Below are 16,130 nucleotides of genomic sequence, written 5' to 3'. Positions count from 1 at the left end.
GAAAATGCTGTAGCCGCGGAAGATCGACGACGTGCTGCGGCAGTCCACGCAGACACGGTTCGCGAAGTCGATCTTCGTGAAGATCCCGAGGCTGCCGACGATCCTGGTGATCGGATCCCAGGAGACGTCGACGACCACCGGCGCCTTCGCCGGGGCTTGTGCCATCTGAACCATGTGGGAGCTCTCCTAGTGACCGTCTACGACGGCGGAAATCAGTAGGTGGTCGGCCGGTAGCCGGTGGTCAGCTCAGGACGGGCGTGCCGCCACTTGGGCTCCTTGTTGACCGTCGAGTTGGTCACCCGCCGCAGCGTCCGGATGGCGCTGCCGTAGGCACCCGCGAGACCGGTCGAGAGCTTGGCACCGGGGGGCTCGTCCATGAAGGGCATGAACTTGTCCGGGAAGCCCGGCATGGTGCAGCCGACGCAGATGCCGCCGACGTTCGGGCAGCCGCCGATGCCCATCATCCAGCCGCGCTTGGGGACGTTGCAGTTGACGACCGGGCCCCAGCAGCCGAGCTTGACCAGGCACTTCGGCGAGTTGTAGCTCTCGGCGAAGTCACCCTGCTCGTAGTAGCCGGCGCGGTCGCAGCCCTCGTGAACGGTGTTGCCGAACAGCCACGTGGGCCGCAGCTGGTCGTCGAGGGGGATCATCGGAGCCTTGCCCGCCACCTGGAAGAGCAGGTAGAGGATGGTCTCCATGAAGTTGTCCGGCTGGACGGGGCAGCCGGGCACGTTCACGATCGGCAGGCCCGCCTTCGACTTCCAGCCCCAGCCGAGGTAGTCACAGAGGCCCATGGCGCCGGTGGGGTTGTTCGACATCGCGTGGATGCCGCCGTACGTCGCACAGGTGCCGATCGCGACCACCGCGAGCGCCTTCGGTGCAAGCCGGTCGATCCACTCACACGTTGTGATCGGCTGGCCGGTCGTCGGGTCGGTCCCGAGCGCCGCCCAGTAGCCTTCCTTCTTGATCTTCTCGTTGGGCACCGAGCCCTCCATCACCAGGACGAAGGGGTCGAGCTCGCCGCGCTCTGCCTGGTAGAAGAACTTCATGAAGTCGTCGCCGACCTCATATGCCAGCACCGGGTTGTGGAGGTGCACGGTGGGCAGGCCGGGGATTGCGCCGAGAAGGACGTCCTCGATGCTGGGCTGCGTCGCCGCGGTCACGGAGACCGAGTCGCCGTCGCAGCCGAGCCCGGTCGTGATCCACACGACGTGGACGTCCGATACGGCGGAAGGTACCTGCGTGGACCTCCCGTACGGTACTGCAGCTGTCGCCATGCCACCACCTCCTCGGTGTGCCCGCCTTCTCCGGTCAGCGGCCCCTGCCGCCCGGATGACCCTGGAAAAGTGCTCCGAACGCAGCCATGTCACGTGCCCGCGACGGCATGCGGCGTGGATCGCCGGAACGGGGCCGACTGTGCGCCACTCCTCTTCCGATGGTCAATACGTGGGTCTTGCAGGTACCACCCCGAGACTCGGTAGATGCAACGTGCATGTATCGACAACCTCGACGACAACGACTCGGACACGGAATCGACGCCGGATTGCAGGAGTCGAGCATCGACGCCGTGATCACTGCGGCCTCCGCCGCGTCTGCCGGGACCCGCGCGCGGGACCCGCGTCAGAGAGCGGGCAGCGGGATCGGACACTCCTCGGCCGCGGCGGGCACGCTGACCGCGGCTCCGTTCGTGGCACTGTTGGAGGCGCCGTTGGCTGCACCATTGGAGGTGCCGTTCACGGGAGCACCGCGGAGGTGCGCCTGGCGGTCGCGCTCGTAGCGCTCGAGGAAGCCGATGAGCAGGCCCCGGACCTCCTCCAGCCCGCGCGCCCAGTGGGTGAGCACGGCCCGGCCGTCGGCGGTCATCTCGTAGCGGCGGCGCTGCGGGCCGCTCGGCGAGGGCTCCCAGCGGGAGGCCACGAGGCCCTCGTCCTCCATGGCGTTGAGGACTCGATAGATGGTCCCGGCGTCCCAGTGGGCGCCGCTGAAGTGACTCAGGCGATCACGCAGCTCGTACCCGTAATCCGGCTGCTCGTCGAGCAGCAGGAGCAGGCATGGCCGCAGGAAGTTCTTCGGCTGGCACGGTGCCGACCACGTCCTCGCCCGCACATCCCCCCCGGTCACGGCGCTCTCCACCCCAGGGTCCGTCCTCTCAACTCAACTCCGTACCGGCGGCGCGGGGTAATCCTATCCATCCCCAGGGCTTGTGCATAGGGGGTCCCCCGGACTCCCCCGAGGCGTCCCCCGATCGGGGGAGGCTGGAGGCGGCGACGATCTCGTGACGCCTCCCTGCCCCGGGTGACGCGGGGGAGGGTAACCTGTGGATATGAGCATCGCCGAAACCCCCATCCTTCTCTTCGGAGAGAGCTACCACCATCCGAACATCTTCTACCGGACCGGCTTCCTCGCCCCCGACCCCGTGGTCGTCGTCGACCGGGGCGGCGACGACACCGTCCTCTGGACGAGCCGGCTCGAGGAGGGGAGAGCCCGCAAGGAGGCCAGGGTGGGCCGGGTGCGCTGCACCGAGGAGCTCGACTGGGCGGAGAAGATGGCCAGGGCGGGCGCCGAGCAGGACGCCTGGGCGGTGCTGGTCGAGAGCATCTGCCGCGCCGAGGGCCTCGGCGGGGTGCTCGTCGACTCCGACTTCCCGACGATCATCGCCGACCACCTCCGCGGCAACGACCTCGAGGTGCGCCCCCGCGGCGACCTCTACCGGCGGGAGCGGCGGATCAAGACCACCGAGGAGGTGGAGTGGATCGCCGCCACCGAGAACGCCGGCATGGACGGCCTGCAGCGGGCGATCGACGTGATCGCCGCCGCCGAGATCCGCGACGGCCTGCTCTGGCACCAGGGCCGGCCGCTGACCGGCGAGGACCTGGTGCTCGCGGTGGAGAGCCGGCTGCTCGAGCTGGGCTGCACCACCAGCGACTCGATCTGCTGCGGCGGACCCGACTCCGCCGATCCGCACCGGCGCACCAGTGACGTCATCCGCGCCGGCCTGCCGGTCGTGCTCGACATCTTCCCCTTCCACAAGACCACCCGCTACTGGGGCGACATGACCCGCACCGTGGTGCGCGGCGCCCCGCCCGCCGAGGTCGAGGCGATGTGGGAGGCGGTGCTCGAAGCCCAGCAGGCCGGGCTCGACGCGGTCCGCCCCGGCGCCAACGGCCGCGACGTCCACTACGCCTGCTGCGACGTCTTCGCGCGGCGCGGCTACGGGTCGCTGGCCAAGCCCTACCGGCACATCGAGTCGGAGGCGAGGTTCATCCACGGCACCGGCCACGGCCTGGGGCTGGAGATCCACGAGTACCCCCGCGTCGGCGACGTCGACGTCACCCTGGAGGTGGGCGACGTGGTCACGGTCGAGCCCGGCCTCTACCACCCCGGCCTCGGCGGCATCCGCATCGAGGACCTGGTGGTGGTGACCGAGGATGGGCACCGGAACCTGACCACCCTGCCGAAGACCTTCCGGCTGGACTGAGGGCCGGCTCCGGGCCCCGCCCACCCGACACTGCTATCCTCGCCCTCGCCCCGCGACCGCGGGGGGAGACCGCTTTCCTGCGCCCGGCGTCGACCGGGCGTCGAAGGCCATGGGAAAGGAGGTGCCGCGCGTGCTGCGCGAGTACGAGTTGATGTATGTCGTCCGCCCCGACCTCGACGAGGACGGGCTGCGCGGCGCCGTGGAGGCCGTCCAGACCCTGGTCGAGGGCCAGGGCGGGGAGGTGACCACCACCACCCCCTGGGGCAAGCGGCGTCTCGCCTACGAGATCGCCGGGCTGCGCGACGGTCACTACGTGATCGTCGAGTTCCGGGGCGACGGATCCAGTGTCAAAGAGCTGGAGCGCGCCCTGCGCATCAGTGACCACGTGATCCGCCACATGATCACGATCGCCGTCCCCAAGCCCCCCGAGGCCGAGCCGAGGGAGGGTCGTCGCGACCGGGGCGCCGCCGCCGCCGAGGAGGAGGCCGGCGACGGCGTGGCGGTCTCGGGCGAGATCGACGCCGAGGAGGTCGAGATCGAGGAGGGCGAGATCGAGGACCTCGAGCTCGCCGCCGCCGGCGACGAGGACGAGACGCGGGAGGAGCGCTGATGGCCGGGTCCCTGAACCGGGTGATGCTCATCGGTCGCCTGACCCGCGACCCCGAGCTCCGCTACACGCCCAGCGGCACCGCGGTGTGCCAGCTGGGCCTGGCCACCAACCGCTACGGGCAGGATCCGGCGTCGGGCGAGCGGCGCGAGTTCACCGAGTTCCACGACGTCGTGGTCTGGAACCAGGGCAACCGCAAGCTCGCCGAGCTCTGCGGGCAGTACCTGCAGAAGGGGCGCCTCGTGTACGTGGAGGGCCGCCTCCAGACCCGCTCCTGGGACGACCAGCAGAGCGGGCAGAAGCGCTCCAAGACCGAGATCAACGCCCAGGACATCCAGTTCATCGACAGCCGCCAGGACGGCGCCCAGATGGGCGGTGACGCCCCGATGGGCTCCGGCCGTCCCGCACCGGTGCCCGGCGGCGGCGGCGACGTCGATCCCGACGACATTCCCTTCTAGAGAGACGCATGCCTGACTACGACCGCCGCCGCCATCGCAAGGTGTGCTCCTTCTGCCTGGAGCACGTGGACCACATCGACTACAAGGAGGTCTCGCGCCTGCGGCGCTACCTCACCGACCGCGCCAAGATCCTGCCCCGGCGGATGACGGGCACCTGCGCGCGCCACCAGCGGCTGCTCACCGTGGCCCTCAAGCGCGCCCGCCACATGGCGCTCCTGCCCTTCACCGCCGACGTCCGCTGAGGGCTCGGGGGGACGGCGGCATCCCCGCCGTCACCCCCGCCCGCGGGGTCGACGAAGCCGGCGTCCCAAGTACACTGGCCCCGGCCGACAACCCCTCTCATCGGAGTGCCATGGCTTTCGAGCAGCAGCTTCGCGTCCCCGGTCCGACGCCGATCCCGGAGCGGGTGATGCGCTCCGCGGCGCGGCCGATGATCAACCATCGCGGCCCCGACGCCGCCGTGATCATCCGAGACCTCGTCGACGGGCTGCGCTGGGGGCTGCAGACCGAGAACGACATCCTCCTGTTCCCCGCCAGCGGCACCGGCGGCCTGGAGGCGGCGGTCGCGAACCTTTTCAGCCCCGGCGAGGCCGGGCTCTTCTGCAGCATCGGCAGCTTCGGCGACCGCTGGGCCGACATCGCCACCGCCTACGGGGTCGAGCCGGTGCGGCTCGAGGTGCCCTGGGGCGAGGCGCTCGACCCCGAGGACGTCGACCGGGTGCTTGCCCAGCATCCCGAGATCGAGAAGGTCTGCGTCACCCACAACGAGACGTCGACCGGCGTGGTCAACGACATGCGGGCGATCGCCGCGGTGGTGAAGGGGCGGGGCAAGCTGCTCGCCGTCGACAGCGTCAGCGGCGCCGGGGTGATGCCGCTGCCGGTCGACGAGCTCGGCCTCGACGTGGTGGTCACCGCCTCGCAGAAGGGGTGGATGGCGCCTCCCGGGCTGGCCATGATCGCCGTGAGCCCGGCCGGCTACCAGGCCGCGGCGGCGGCGCGCTGCCCCAGCTTCTACTTCGACTTCGCCCGCCAGAAGGGCTTCATCGACCAGGGCACCACCTTCACCACGCCTCCGCTGAGCGTCATGTACGCGCTCCAGGAGGGGCTGGCGATGCTCCGCGAGGAGGGGCTGGAGAACGTCTTCGCCCGCCATCAGCGGGTCGCCGACATGATCCGCGCCGGCCTGGTCGCGATCGGCCTCCGGCTGGTCGCCCCGGAGTCGCACCGGAGCAACGCGGTCACCGCGGTGCACTCGCCGGCGGCGTCGCCGGAGCAGCTCAAGGCCTTCCTGGCGGCGCTGCGCACCCGTCACGGCCTGGTGCTCGCCGGCGGCCAGGGACAGCTCGCCGGCCGCATCTTCCGGGTCGGCCACCTCGGCTTCGTCGAGGAGCGCGACGCCTACTCCATCCTCGCCACCGTCGAGCAGGGGCTGGCCGACCACGGCCTGCTCAGCCGGGTGGGGCTGACGGTGGCGGCGGCGCAGCGGGTGGTGCGCGGCACCGAGGCGGCTCCCGAGCCCGCGGGCGCCGGCCGATGACCACCGCCGAGGCGCGTTCCGTGACCCAGCTGCCCCTCGGCACCTGCCGCATCCTCGTCGCCGACCCCATCGCCGAGGACGGGGTCGCGCGGCTCCGCGCCGCCGGCGAGGTCGACGTCGCCACCGGGCTGAGCCGCGAGGAGCTGATCGAGCGCATCCCCGGCTACGACGCCCTGGTGGTGCGCAGCGAGACCAAGGTCACCGCCGACGTGCTCGCCGCCGGCACCAATCTCAAGGTGGTCGGCCGCGCCGGCGTCGGCGTCGACAACATCGACATCGACGCCGCCACCCGCCACGGGGTGCTGGTGCTCAACGCCCCCACCGGCAACACCATCGCCGCCGCCGAGCACGCGGTGGCGCTGATGTGCGCCCTGGCCCGCAACGTCGCCCCCGCCGACCAGTCGCTCCACGCCGGGCGCTGGGAGCGGTCGAAGTTCATGGGGATGGAGCTCCGCGAGAAGACGCTGGGGCTGCTCGGGCTGGGGAAGATCGGCTTCGAGGTGGCCCGCGCCGCCTCCCAGGGCCTGCTGATGCGGGTCATCGCCCACGACCCGCTGGTCACCCCCGAGCGTGCCGAGCAGGCCGGGGTGGAGCTGGTCGACCTCGACACCCTGGTCCGCCAGTCCGACGTGCTCAGCGTGCACACGCCGCTCAACGACGCGACCCGGGGGATCATCGGCGCCGAGCAGCTGCGCGCCATGAAGCGCACCGCCCGGGTCATCAACGTCGCCCGCGGCGGGATCATCGACGAGGAGGCGCTCGCCGCCGCCCTGCACGCGGGGGAGATCGCCGGCGCCGCCGTCGACGTCTTCACCAAGGAGCCGCCGCCCGCCGACCACCCGCTGCTCCATGCCCCCCGGGTGCTGCTCACCCCGCATCTCGGCGCCAGCACTCACGAGGCCCAGGTCAACGTCGCCTACGACGTCGCCGACCAGATCGTGGCGGTGCTCTCCGGGGGAGCCGCCCGCTACGCGGTCAACGCCCCGGTGATCCTCCCGGAGGAGATGGCGGCGCTCCAGCCCTACCTGCACCTCGCCCACCAGATGGGGGCCCTGGCCGCCCAGATGGGCGCCGGCCAGGTGAGCGAGGTGGCCTGCTCCTACACCGGCGAGCTCGCCGACCGCGACACCACGGTGCTCACCGCCGAGGCGCTGCGCGGGCTGCTCGCCCGCTTCACCGAGACCCGGATCAACCCCATCAACGCCCGGACCGTGGCCCGGCAGCACGGCATCGAGGTCGGCGAGAGCCGCAGCAGCCGCTCCGTCGACTACGCGAACTCGATGCTCCTCGAGGTGGTCGGGGGCGAGCGGCTGTCGATCGCCGGGACCCAGCTCGAGGGGGAGGCCTGGATCACCCGCGTCAACGGCTACAGGGTGCGGATGCGGCCGGAGGGCCGCTACCTGGTGGGCGCCAACCGCGACCTGCCGGGGGTCATCGCCGGCATCTCCACCCACCTCGCGCGGCACGACATCAACATCGCCAACTTCGGCCTCGGTCGCGACCAGCCCCGAGGTCAGGCCTTCTTCTATGTCGAGGTCGACGACCACGTGCCCTCCGAGGTCCTGCGCGAGATGGAGGCGACCGTCGGTCTCCAGTCGGTCCGGGAAGTCCAGCTCTGAGCAGCCTGGCGCCGCTCCGCGCGGTGCGCTTCGACCCGGGCCAGGTCGACCTCGGCGGCGCCCTCGCGCCCCCGTACGACGTGATCTCCCCGGAGCAGCGCGAGCGCCTCTACGCCCGCGACCTGCGCAACATCGTGCGGATCGACTACGGCCGCGACGAGCCCGGCGACCGCCCCGGCGCCGAGGATCGCCACACCCGCGCCGCCGGCCATCTCGAGGCCTGGCTCGAGCTCGGCATCCTCCGCCGCGATCCACGCCCCGCCGTCTACATCGCCGACCACGAGTTCGTCGCCGAGGACGGGAGCCGCCGCACCCGCCGCGGGCTCTACCTTCGCACCCCCGCGCTGCCCTGGGACGAGGCCGCCGTGCTCCCCCACGAGCGCACCCTGCGCGGCCCCAAGGAGGACCGCCTCGCGCTGATGCGCTCCACCCGGATGCAGACCAGCGCGGTCTTCGCGCTCTGGGACACCGCCCCGGGCATCGAGGAGGCGATGGCGGCGGCCACCGCGACCGACCCCGACGCCGCCGGCACCACCGAGGGCGAGGTCGGCCCCGAGCACCACCGCCTCTGGGTGGTCGACGACCCCGCCCGGATGGGCGCGGTGCTCGAGGCGCTGGGGTCGAGCCGGCTGTACATCGCCGACGGCCATCACCGCTTCGAGACCGCGGCCACGTACGCCGCCGAGCGCCGCGCGGCCGAGCCCGGAGCGGCCGCCGGAGCCGACTTCGGCATGACCCTGCTCCACCTCTGCGCCGCCGGGGACCCCAGCATCGAGGTGCTGCCCACCCACCGGCTGGTGCGCCCCGCCGCCGGGGTGCCGGACCGGGTCGCCGACCTGCTCGCCCGGCTCGAGGGCGCCTTCGAGGCGGAGCCGGCGGGCAGCCTGGCCGAGGCCGTGGACGCCGCCCGCGATCACCGCGACGGCGAGCACGCACTCGCGGTGGCGGGCCTGGATGGGGCCTTCCTGCTGCTCGCGCCCCGCCGCGCCGGCGCCTCCCCGCGCGCCGCCCTCGACGTCTCGGTCCTCCAGGAGCTGATCCTGGAGCGCGCCTGCGGGCTCAGCGCCGACGCGGTGGCGGGCGGTGCCCTGGGCTACACCCGCAGCGTCGACGACGCCGAGGAGAGCGTGGCCGCGGGCACCGCCGCGCTGGCGGTCTGCCTCAACGGCTGCACCACCGGGGAGATCATCGCGGTCTCCGACGCCCGCGAGACCATGCCCCAGAAGTCCACCTACTTCTATCCCAAGGTGCCGACCGGGCTGGTGCTCTCCCCCCTCTGACCCGCCGCCGCGCGAGACCGGGACGCGCGGCTGATACGAAGGGTGCGCTACATTCAGGCGCATGGGCCGGCGAATCTCAGTATTCATCGACGAGGACGTCCTCGAGCTCCTCAACGAGCACACCCAGGCGTCGCCGCTGAGCCGCAGCGAGCTGATCGGCGTGGCGGTGCGCCGATTCCTGCGGGACGAGCGACGCCGGGTCCGCATCCCCGAGCTGGGCAACGACCTCGCCCGGCTGATCGCCGCGGGTGACCTCCCGTCGCGACGCGTCGACGGGGTCGGGGCAGCCGCCCGCGGTGCCCCCTGGGAGAACTGATCAGGGGCGAGTTTCGTCGCCCCGGGCCACGGATACGATGGCCCCAGGACACGGGCGGGAGCGGCCCGTGATGATCAACCGCCGCTCCGCCCCGCCAGCCTGAGGAGACGCCCGACGTGCCGACCTACGGATATCGCTGCGAGTGCGGCCACGAGTTCGATGCCGTCCAGCGCATGTCCGACGAGCCGGTCGCCGAGTGCCCCGAGTGCGGGAAGAAGGCGCGACGGCTCTTCTTCCCCGCGGGCATCGTCTTCAAGGGCAGCGGCTTCTACAAGACCGACTCGCGCGGCTCGGGTGGCGGCGATGGGGCGGCGATCACCTCCACCGCCTCCGGGCCGTCGAAGAGCTCGTCGGACGGTGCCTCGGCGCCCACCACCGCCGCCAAGACCGGCGACTAGCCACCAGCACGCAGCAGGCACCCGCGAGCCTGCCCCAGGAGACCTCCATGGCCGAAACCCTCACCGTCACCGACGCCAACTTCCAGGCGGAGGTGCTCGACTCGAGCATCCCCGTGCTCGTGGACTTCTGGGCGACCTGGTGCTCCCCCTGCAAGATGATCGCCCCGATCGTCGAGGAGCTGGCGGGGGAGTACGAGGGCAGGATCAAGATCACCAAGCTCGACGTCGACGCCAACCCGGTCATCCCCGGCCAGTTCGGCGTGATGAGCATCCCCACCCTCCTGCTCTTCGTCGGCGGCAAGGCCGAGAAGCGGCTGGTGGGGTATCGCCCCAAGACGAGCCTGAAGACCGAGCTCGACGCCGTCCTCGTCGGCTAGTCCCGCCGGCCTGGGGGCGCATGGGTCCAGGTGGGCTCCGCCGTCTTCAAAACGGTTGGGGGGCGCGCACGCCGTGTCCCCGGAGGGATCGTTCCCCTCGCGCTCCCGCCGGCCGCGGACGAGGTCCCGACTTGGCGAAACCGATGGCCTGCGGTACCGTTCTCATCTGCGAGGTGGGGTGTCCCTCGCAGATGGATGGCCTCCCCCCTCACAGCTGTCCCCCCTGTTGAGAAGTCCCTGTCGCCCCGACCGGTGTGGTAGGGTCGGGCGGCGAGGTGGAATGAGAAAGGGCGTGGAATGACCAGCGCTGGCGTTGCGCTTTTTGACGGCACTCTGGTGACCCGGTCCCAGGCCGGCGACCAGGACGCGATCAGCGAGCTTGCCACTCAGGTGCGGCCGATGGTCCAGCGGTATGCGGGCCGGTTCTTCTCCGACCCTGCGAGGGCGGAGGACCTGGCGCAGACCGCGATGATGAAGGCGTTCGCGCGGGTGGGCGACGTTCGCTCGCCGGGCGCCTTCCAGGCCTGGCTGCTGCGCATCGCGCGCAACGAGTGCCTCAACGAGCTGGCCCGCCAGAAGCACGCCCAGCTGCCCCTCTCCACCCTCGCCGACGGCGGCCTCGAGATCGAGGCGCCCGCGGGCGGCGACGGCGACCCCGAGGAGGCGCTGCTCCGCAGCCAGCTCCAGGCGCTGGTGCGCCGGGTGGCGGCGACGCTGCCCACCCACTACCGCCAGGCGCTGACGATGCGGGCCCTCGAGGACCGCACCTACGAGGAGATCAGCGCGGCGCTCGACGTGCCCGTTCCGGTTGCCCGGCTGTGGTACTGCCGGGCTCGCAAGCGCTTCCGCTCCGCCTTCGTGACCATGATGGTCGCCCGCCGCAACGTGCCGGCGGTCTGCCAGGAGATGGGCGAGGCGATCGCGGAGCTGATCGAGGGCACGCTGCCCACCGGCGATCGCGGCCGGGTGCAGGAGCACCTCGGCGGCTGCCACGTCTGCCGCCAGACCGAGGACGAGCTGCGCAACACCGCCTTCCGGGCGCCGGCGCGCGGCTTCATCATCGGCCTCGGGCTGCTGCGCCTCGGCTGGAAGCTTCCGCAGCGCGTCCGCGACGGCGTCTCCCACGCCCCGCATGCGATGAGCAAGCTCGCCGTCACCGGTGTCGGCGGGGTGGCCGTGGCCACCGCGGTGGTCGCCGGCTCGCCGATCCTGCCGACGCCGGCCCACGCCAACGACAGCGGCTCGGCCGGTCACCTCCGGCTCAGCGGCTCCTCCGCGGGGCACCGCGGTGGCGTGGAGCTGGTCTCCGACCCGGTGCGGACCGCCTCGGTGATGGGCGCACCCCAGGCCCTGGCCGGGGTTCCCGACCTGACCGGCATGGACAACCTCGCCCTGGTCATCCAGCGGCTCGACGACATCAGCCCCAACATCCTCCACCTCTCCTCGCTGCGGCTGGTGCCGCAGACCGAGGCGGCGCTGGCGCGCCACGTCGATGGTGCGAGGACGACGGCGGCGGGAGCGGTCGACGACCTGACCGTGCAGCAGCAGCGGGCGCAGGAGAAGGCCCGCCAGCAACGCGAGCAGCAGCAGCAGCAGCAGGCCCGGCAGGCGCACCAGCAGCCGGCGCTGAACGGACCGCCCCCCAACGGCCAGCCCGCTGCCAGCGGCCAGCCGGCATCGAGCGGGAACCCGGCACCGGGCGCCCCCAGCGGCGCAGGAGCCCCGCCCGCGCCCGGAAGCCCCTCCCAGCAGGGCGGTGCCCAGTCGGGTGGCAACCCGCCCCCGAACCTGCACTGACGGGTCCCGGCTCAGTCGTCTCCGGTGTCGAGCAGGGCGAGCACGTCGCCCGCGAGGTAGATCGATCCGCAGATCAGCACCACGCCCTCGTCGCCGGCGAGCATCCGCGCGGCGGTGAGCGCGTCCGGCAGTGAGCTGATCGCCCGGGCCCCGTGGCCCCACAGCCGGGCGAGGTCGATCGCCCGGGCGGCGCGAGGGGTGCCGGCCTGGGTGAACACGGTGATGGGCGCAAGGGGGCGCAGCGCCTCGATGATCCCGGCGACGTCCTTGTCGGCCATCACCCCGACCACGGCGACGAGAGGCCGGTCGCCGACCACCTCGCGGACCGTGGGCACGATCGCCTCGACCGCAGCCGGGTTGTGGGCACCGTCGACGAGCAGCGGCGGGACGGTGGGGAGCCATTGCAGCCGCGCCGGCCAGCGCACCGTCGCCAGGCCGCGCCGCACCGCCTCGAGGTCGAGGCTCAGCCCCCGCCCGTTCAGCATCGCGCAGGTCGCCAGCGCCACCGCGGCGTTCTCCGCCTGGTGGAGGCCGAGCAGCGGGATGCGCAGGCTGGCCTGGTCGTCGCCGACCGCGATCTCCGCCTCGACGCCGTCCAGCCCCAGGCTTCGGCCGGTGACCCGCACCTCGCCGCCGAGGGCGAGCAGCCGCTCCGCCCCCACCGCCGCGGCCCGCTCGCGGATCACCGCCAGCGCCTCGCCGGTGGCGCCGGTGACCACGTCGTTGCCCGCCTTGATGATCCCCGCCTTCTCGGCGGTGATCTCGGCGATGGTGGTGCCCAGGCGGTCGCCGTGGTCGAGGGCGACGGAGGTGATCACCGCGACCCCGAGGTCGAGCACGTTGGTGCTGTCGAGCCGGCCGCCGAGGCCGACCTCGCAGATGAGCACGTCGGGCCGCCGGTCGGCGGCGGCGAGGATCCCCAGGGCGGTGAGGATCTCGAACTGGGTGGGGGCGCCGACCTCCGGCTCCACCGCCTCCACCGCCGGCCGGATCCGGTCGACGAGGCCGGCAAACCCGTTGGGGCTGACCGGCTGGCCGTCGATCACCACCCGCTCGCGGTAGGAGCGCAGGTGCGGCTTGACCAGCATCACGGTGCTGAGCCCGGCGGCGCGGCAGGCGGACTCGACCATGGCGCACACCGAGCCCTTCCCGTTGGTCCCGGCCACGAGGGCACCCCGCAGGCCGGCCTGGGGGTTCCCCAGGCGTTCCAGCAGTGCGCTGACGCGCTCCAGACCGGGGCGGATGCCGCGCGATCCCGTGGCGGTCAGCCAGTCCAGGCTCTCTCGGTAGCTCGGCGGCATCGGGTGGCCATTGTAGGCACCGGCCCATCCGGCTCCCCGGCCGGCTCGCTCCTAGCCGGTGACGCTGACGCTGATGCGCCGTGCCGCGACCGCGCACACCCCGCCGCTCGGGCCCGAGGAGCACGTGGTCGAGCGCTCGACCACGATGAGCGCGTCGCCGGCCGCCACCGCCTCGAAGGTCGCGGCGGCGTCGCCGTCCGGGGTGGCGGAGGCGGAGAGCCGCCGCAGGACCGGGGCGCCGCCGAGCTCGGGCTCGCGCCAGCGGTCGGTGGGGGTGCCGTGCAGCCGGACCTCGAGCCGGGTTCCGACCGGCACGCTGACCGAGCCGGTGTTCTCGTCGATCCGGACCGTGGCCGGCGGCCGGGGAGCGGAGCTGGGTGGCGGCGCCGGGGTGATGTCGGCGGCCGCGCTGGGACCGCTCACCGGGGTGGCCGCCTGGCCGGCGCGCGCCACCTCGCCGGGGGCGGCCGTCAGCGGACGGGTGCCCACCACGACCACCGGCGGAGGACGGTGGCGGGTGAGCGCGACCACCACCGCGGTCGAGGATGCCAGCACCAGCAGGCCGAGGACGGCCGCGATCGCAGACGACCGCCGATGGCGTCCCCTCAGCCCCCTCATCGACCTCAGCATACCGGGACCATTCCACCGGTGCATGGTCCGGGTACACGTTCCGTTGACCGCTCAAGCAACGCTCGTCACGGACGCGACGAACACCAACCTGTCAGCGCGCCCGGCGGTGCGCCTCGGCGAGGTCGACGGCGTTGCGCATCAGCATGGCGATGGTCATCGGGCCGACCCCGCGCGGCACCGGGGTGAGCCAGCCGGCCACCGGCTCCACCGAGGCCCGGTCGACGTCACCGACCAGCCGGCCGTCGACCCGGTTCATGCCCACGTCGATGACGCAGGCCCCGGGCTTGACGTAGGACGCGTCGATGAGCGCGGGCCGGCCCACCGCCGCCACCAGGATGTCGGCCTCGCGGCAGACCGCCGCGAGGTCGCGGGTGCGTGAGTGGCAGACGGTGACGGTGGCGTCGGCGCCGAGCAGCAGCAGCGCCATCGGACGGCCGACGATCACCGACCGCCCCACCACCACTGCCCGGGCCCCGCGCACGGGCACGTCGTGGCGCCGGAGCAGCTCCATGCAGCCCGCCGGGGTGCAGGGGACGATCCGCGGCCGGCCCTCGGCGAGCAGGCCGAGGTTGCGCGGGTGGAAGCCGTCGACGTCCTTGTCCGGCACCACCGCGTCGAGGATGCGGGCGGCGTCGGCGTGGGCGGGGAGCGGCAGCTGCACCAGGATGGCGTCGACGGCCTCGTCGGCATCGAGGCGCTCGACCAGGGCGAGCAGGTCCTCGGTGCTGCTCGACACCGGCGGGGTGTGGACCACCGAGCGGATGCCGACCCGCGCGCTCGCCCGCGACTTGCCGGCGACGTAGGTCGCGGAGGCGGGGTCGTCGCCGCACAGCACCACCTCGAGGCCGGGCGGAGGCGCCCCGGTGGCGACGAGGGCGGCGACCCGCTGCCGCACCTCCTCCTCGATGAGGCCGGCGACGGCGCGCCCGTCGATGATCACCGCGCTCACGGGATCATCTCGGCGCGCGCGGCGGCGCTCACGGTGTCGATGACGAGGTGGAGCGGCCGCCCGGTGGCGGCGGCGAGGCGGAGGCAGTCGTCGAGCTCGGGACGGGCGTCGACCACCCGGCCCCCGACCAGCTTGCGCTTCACCCGCACCTCGCCCAGCGGCGACGCGAACGCCAGCACGTCGCGCTCGGCGACCATCCGCGGCGCCGGGGTGGCCCGCACCCCGAGGGTGGGCCCCTCGACCAGCAGCAGGGCGGCGACGGCGGCCTCGGCGCCGGCCGGCACCAGGGCGTGGAGCACGTGGCCGGGGCGGCCCTTCTTCATCGTCACCGCCGCCACCCAGGCGTCGAGCGCCCCCGCGGCGAGCACCCGCGCGGCCAGGTCGGCGACCACCGCGGGCGCGGCGTCGTCGAGGTTGGTGCGCAGCTCGACGCAGGCGTCGTCGAAGCCGGCGAGCGTGCCCGCCTCGCGGCCCTCGGCGTCCCCGACCCAGCAGCGGACCAGGTTGGGCCGCCGTGGGTCGTCGCGCGTGCCCGCGCCGTGGCCGACCGCACGCAGCCGCATCGCCGGGCTGGCGAAGCGGGCGAGGGTGGTGAGCAGCGCCGCCGCGGTCGGGGTCACCTGCTCGACCCCGGGCAGCCCGGGGCGGATCGGCGCCCGGGCCTCGGCGAGCAGCGCCAGGGTGGCGGGGGCGGGGAGGGGGAGGAGGCCGTGCTCGGTGGCCACGCTGCCGGGGGCGGCGGGGAGCGGCGAGCAGAGCACCTCGGTCGCGCCCATCTCGTGGAGGGCGGTGCACACTCCGACGACGTCGACGAGGGTGTCGACCGCACCCAGCTCGTGGAGCTCGACCCGCTCGACCGCGATGCCGTGGAGGCGCGCCTCGCACTCGCCGAGCCGGCGCACCGCGGTCGACGCCCAGCCCTCGACCCGGGTGGGGAGGCCGGCGGTGGCGATCGCCTCGAGGCACTCGCCGAGCCCGCGGTGGCGCGGGGCGCCCCGGACCTCGACGCCGAGCAGCAGCCCGCGCAGCCCGGCGCGGAGGGTCTCGGTGACGCCGATCTCGACCTCGTCGACGCCGCAGGCGCGGACCGCCGCACGCACCGGCTCGATCGGGCAGCCGGCGTCGAGCAGGGCGGCGAGGAGCATGTCGCCGCCGGCCCCGGCGGTGCAGTCGAAGTGGACGCAGGTGCCGCTCACCCGGCGGGGCGCTCCCGCTCGATCACCACCGCGAAGCGGTCGAAGCCGCCCCGCACCGGCGGCGTCTTCGCCACCCGGACCCGCACCCCCTGGGCGTGGCGCTGCTCGAGGAGCACCGCGGCGATGGCCTCGGCCAGCGCCTCGAGGAGGTGGTACTGGCGGTTCTCGACGATGTCGCGGACCAGCT

18 protein-coding genes and 1 tRNA gene are annotated in these 16,130 nt (G+C 73.2%); 12 read left to right on the top strand and 7 right to left on the bottom strand.

The window, feature by feature from the left end; all coding sequences use genetic code 11:
- Window positions 1-212: 212 nt before the first annotated feature.
- The gene (locus tag VGL20_09910) at window positions 213-1,277 is read right to left on the bottom strand and encodes a hydrogenase expression protein HypE (protein ID HEY2703993.1); all 1,065 of its coding nucleotides are present in this window, start codon (window positions 1,275-1,277) and stop codon (window positions 213-215) included.
- Window positions 1,278-1,620: 343 nt separating this feature from the next.
- A complete protein-coding gene (locus tag VGL20_09905) occupies window positions 1,621-2,121 on the bottom strand; it encodes a PadR family transcriptional regulator (protein ID HEY2703992.1) in 501 nt (166 codons plus the stop codon).
- Between the two features lie 202 nt (window positions 2,122-2,323).
- Between VGL20_09905 and VGL20_09900 the strand changes: the two genes are divergently transcribed.
- From VGL20_09900 to VGL20_09845, 12 genes are all read left to right on the top strand, one after another.
- The gene (locus tag VGL20_09900) at window positions 2,324-3,478 is read left to right on the top strand and encodes a Xaa-Pro peptidase family protein (protein ID HEY2703991.1); all 1,155 of its coding nucleotides are present in this window, start codon (window positions 2,324-2,326) and stop codon (window positions 3,476-3,478) included.
- A gap of 121 nt (window positions 3,479-3,599) precedes the next feature.
- On the top strand, window positions 3,600-4,088 hold the full coding sequence (gene rpsF / locus VGL20_09895) for a 30S ribosomal protein S6 (protein HEY2703990.1): 489 nt from the start codon (window positions 3,600-3,602) through the stop codon (window positions 4,086-4,088).
- Window positions 4,088-4,543: a single-stranded DNA-binding protein gene (gene ssb, locus VGL20_09890; protein HEY2703989.1), complete on the top strand. Its 456-nt coding sequence runs from the start codon at window positions 4,088-4,090 to the stop codon at window positions 4,541-4,543. Before rpsF ends, ssb begins: the two co-directional genes overlap by 1 nt.
- 8 nt (window positions 4,544-4,551) lie before the next feature.
- Complete coding sequence (gene rpsR, locus VGL20_09885) at window positions 4,552-4,785, top strand: 30S ribosomal protein S18 (GenBank protein ID HEY2703988.1); 234 nt, start codon at window positions 4,552-4,554, stop codon at window positions 4,783-4,785.
- Between the two features lie 110 nt (window positions 4,786-4,895).
- Window positions 4,896-6,080: an alanine--glyoxylate aminotransferase family protein gene (locus VGL20_09880; GenBank protein ID HEY2703987.1), complete on the top strand. Its 1,185-nt coding sequence runs from the start codon at window positions 4,896-4,898 to the stop codon at window positions 6,078-6,080.
- Window positions 6,081-6,100: 20 nt separating this feature from the next.
- On the top strand, window positions 6,101-7,699 hold the full coding sequence (serA, locus tag VGL20_09875; GenBank protein HEY2703986.1) for a phosphoglycerate dehydrogenase: 1,599 nt from the start codon (window positions 6,101-6,103) through the stop codon (window positions 7,697-7,699).
- Window positions 7,696-8,979, top strand: coding sequence for a DUF1015 domain-containing protein (locus VGL20_09870; GenBank protein ID HEY2703985.1), 1,284 nt, complete (start codon window positions 7,696-7,698; stop codon window positions 8,977-8,979). Before serA ends, VGL20_09870 begins: the two co-directional genes overlap by 4 nt.
- 61 nt (window positions 8,980-9,040) lie before the next feature.
- Window positions 9,041-9,295, top strand: coding sequence for a ribbon-helix-helix protein, CopG family (locus VGL20_09865; GenBank protein ID HEY2703984.1), 255 nt, complete (start codon window positions 9,041-9,043; stop codon window positions 9,293-9,295).
- A 116-nt stretch (window positions 9,296-9,411) separates the two neighbouring features.
- Entirely contained in the window at window positions 9,412-9,693 is a 282-nt protein-coding gene (locus tag VGL20_09860; GenBank protein HEY2703983.1) for an FmdB family zinc ribbon protein, read from the top strand.
- A 47-nt stretch (window positions 9,694-9,740) separates the two neighbouring features.
- The gene (gene trxA / locus VGL20_09855) at window positions 9,741-10,070 is read left to right on the top strand and encodes a thioredoxin (GenBank protein ID HEY2703982.1); all 330 of its coding nucleotides are present in this window, start codon (window positions 9,741-9,743) and stop codon (window positions 10,068-10,070) included.
- Window positions 10,071-10,082: 12 nt separating this feature from the next.
- A tRNA-Sec gene (locus VGL20_09850) sits at window positions 10,083-10,178 on the top strand.
- 228 nt (window positions 10,179-10,406) lie between these two features.
- Window positions 10,407-11,867 carry a sigma-70 family RNA polymerase sigma factor gene (locus VGL20_09845; protein HEY2703981.1) on the top strand — a complete coding sequence of 487 codons (1,461 nt, stop codon included), beginning with the start codon at window positions 10,407-10,409 and terminating at the stop codon, window positions 11,865-11,867.
- Window positions 11,868-11,878: 11 nt separating this feature from the next.
- Here VGL20_09845 and VGL20_09840 read toward each other — a convergent pair whose 3' ends face one another.
- The 5 genes from VGL20_09840 to VGL20_09820 all read right to left on the bottom strand — a co-directional run.
- Window positions 11,879-13,168, bottom strand: coding sequence for a folylpolyglutamate synthase/dihydrofolate synthase family protein (locus VGL20_09840; GenBank protein HEY2703980.1), 1,290 nt, complete (start codon window positions 13,166-13,168; stop codon window positions 11,879-11,881).
- A gap of 51 nt (window positions 13,169-13,219) precedes the next feature.
- Window positions 13,220-13,786: a hypothetical protein gene (locus VGL20_09835; GenBank protein ID HEY2703979.1), complete on the bottom strand. Its 567-nt coding sequence runs from the start codon at window positions 13,784-13,786 to the stop codon at window positions 13,220-13,222.
- 103 nt (window positions 13,787-13,889) lie between these two features.
- Window positions 13,890-14,747 carry a bifunctional methylenetetrahydrofolate dehydrogenase/methenyltetrahydrofolate cyclohydrolase FolD gene (folD, locus tag VGL20_09830; GenBank protein HEY2703978.1) on the bottom strand — a complete coding sequence of 286 codons (858 nt, stop codon included), beginning with the start codon at window positions 14,745-14,747 and terminating at the stop codon, window positions 13,890-13,892.
- Window positions 14,744-15,943 (bottom strand): nickel pincer cofactor biosynthesis protein LarC, encoded by a 1,200-nt coding sequence (gene larC / locus VGL20_09825; protein HEY2703977.1) that lies wholly within the window; start codon window positions 15,941-15,943, stop codon window positions 14,744-14,746. The genes folD and larC overlap by 4 nt, the downstream gene beginning before the upstream one ends.
- Window positions 15,940-16,130, bottom strand: a 191-nt coding sequence (locus tag VGL20_09820; GenBank protein HEY2703976.1) for a dihydroneopterin aldolase, incomplete at its 5' end; no start/stop codon positions are given. The genes VGL20_09820 and larC, both read right to left, overlap by 4 nt.

This window comes from Candidatus Dormiibacterota bacterium (assembly GCA_036495095.1).
Taxonomy (GTDB): domain Bacteria; phylum Chloroflexota; class Dormibacteria; order Aeolococcales; family Aeolococcaceae; genus CF-96.
Note: the sequence above shows the minus strand (reverse complement) of the source record. Positions and strands in the feature narration are given on the sequence as shown.

Bases quoted from the DNA above. Each gene is read 5' to 3' on its own strand.
- VGL20_09880 (HEY2703987.1), top strand. From the start codon at position 4,896: ATGGCTTTCGAGCAGCAGCTTCGCGTCCCCGGTCCGACGCCGATCCCG.
- rpsR (HEY2703988.1), top strand. From the start codon at position 4,552: ATGCCTGACTACGACCGCCGCCGCCATCGCAAGGTGTGCTCCTTCTGC.
- ssb (HEY2703989.1), top strand. From the start codon at position 4,088: ATGGCCGGGTCCCTGAACCGGGTGATGCTCATCGGTCGCCTGACCCGC.
- VGL20_09900 (HEY2703991.1), top strand. From the start codon at position 2,324: ATGAGCATCGCCGAAACCCCCATCCTTCTCTTCGGAGAGAGCTACCAC.
- trxA (HEY2703982.1), top strand. From the start codon at position 9,741: ATGGCCGAAACCCTCACCGTCACCGACGCCAACTTCCAGGCGGAGGTG.
- VGL20_09910 (HEY2703993.1), bottom strand. From the start codon at position 1,277: ATGGCGACAGCTGCAGTACCGTACGGGAGGTCCACGCAGGTACCTTCC.
- VGL20_09835 (HEY2703979.1), bottom strand. From the start codon at position 13,786: ATGAGGGGGCTGAGGGGACGCCATCGGCGGTCGTCTGCGATCGCGGCC.
- VGL20_09865 (HEY2703984.1), top strand. From the start codon at position 9,041: ATGGGCCGGCGAATCTCAGTATTCATCGACGAGGACGTCCTCGAGCTC.
- VGL20_09840 (HEY2703980.1), bottom strand. From the start codon at position 13,168: ATGCCGCCGAGCTACCGAGAGAGCCTGGACTGGCTGACCGCCACGGGA.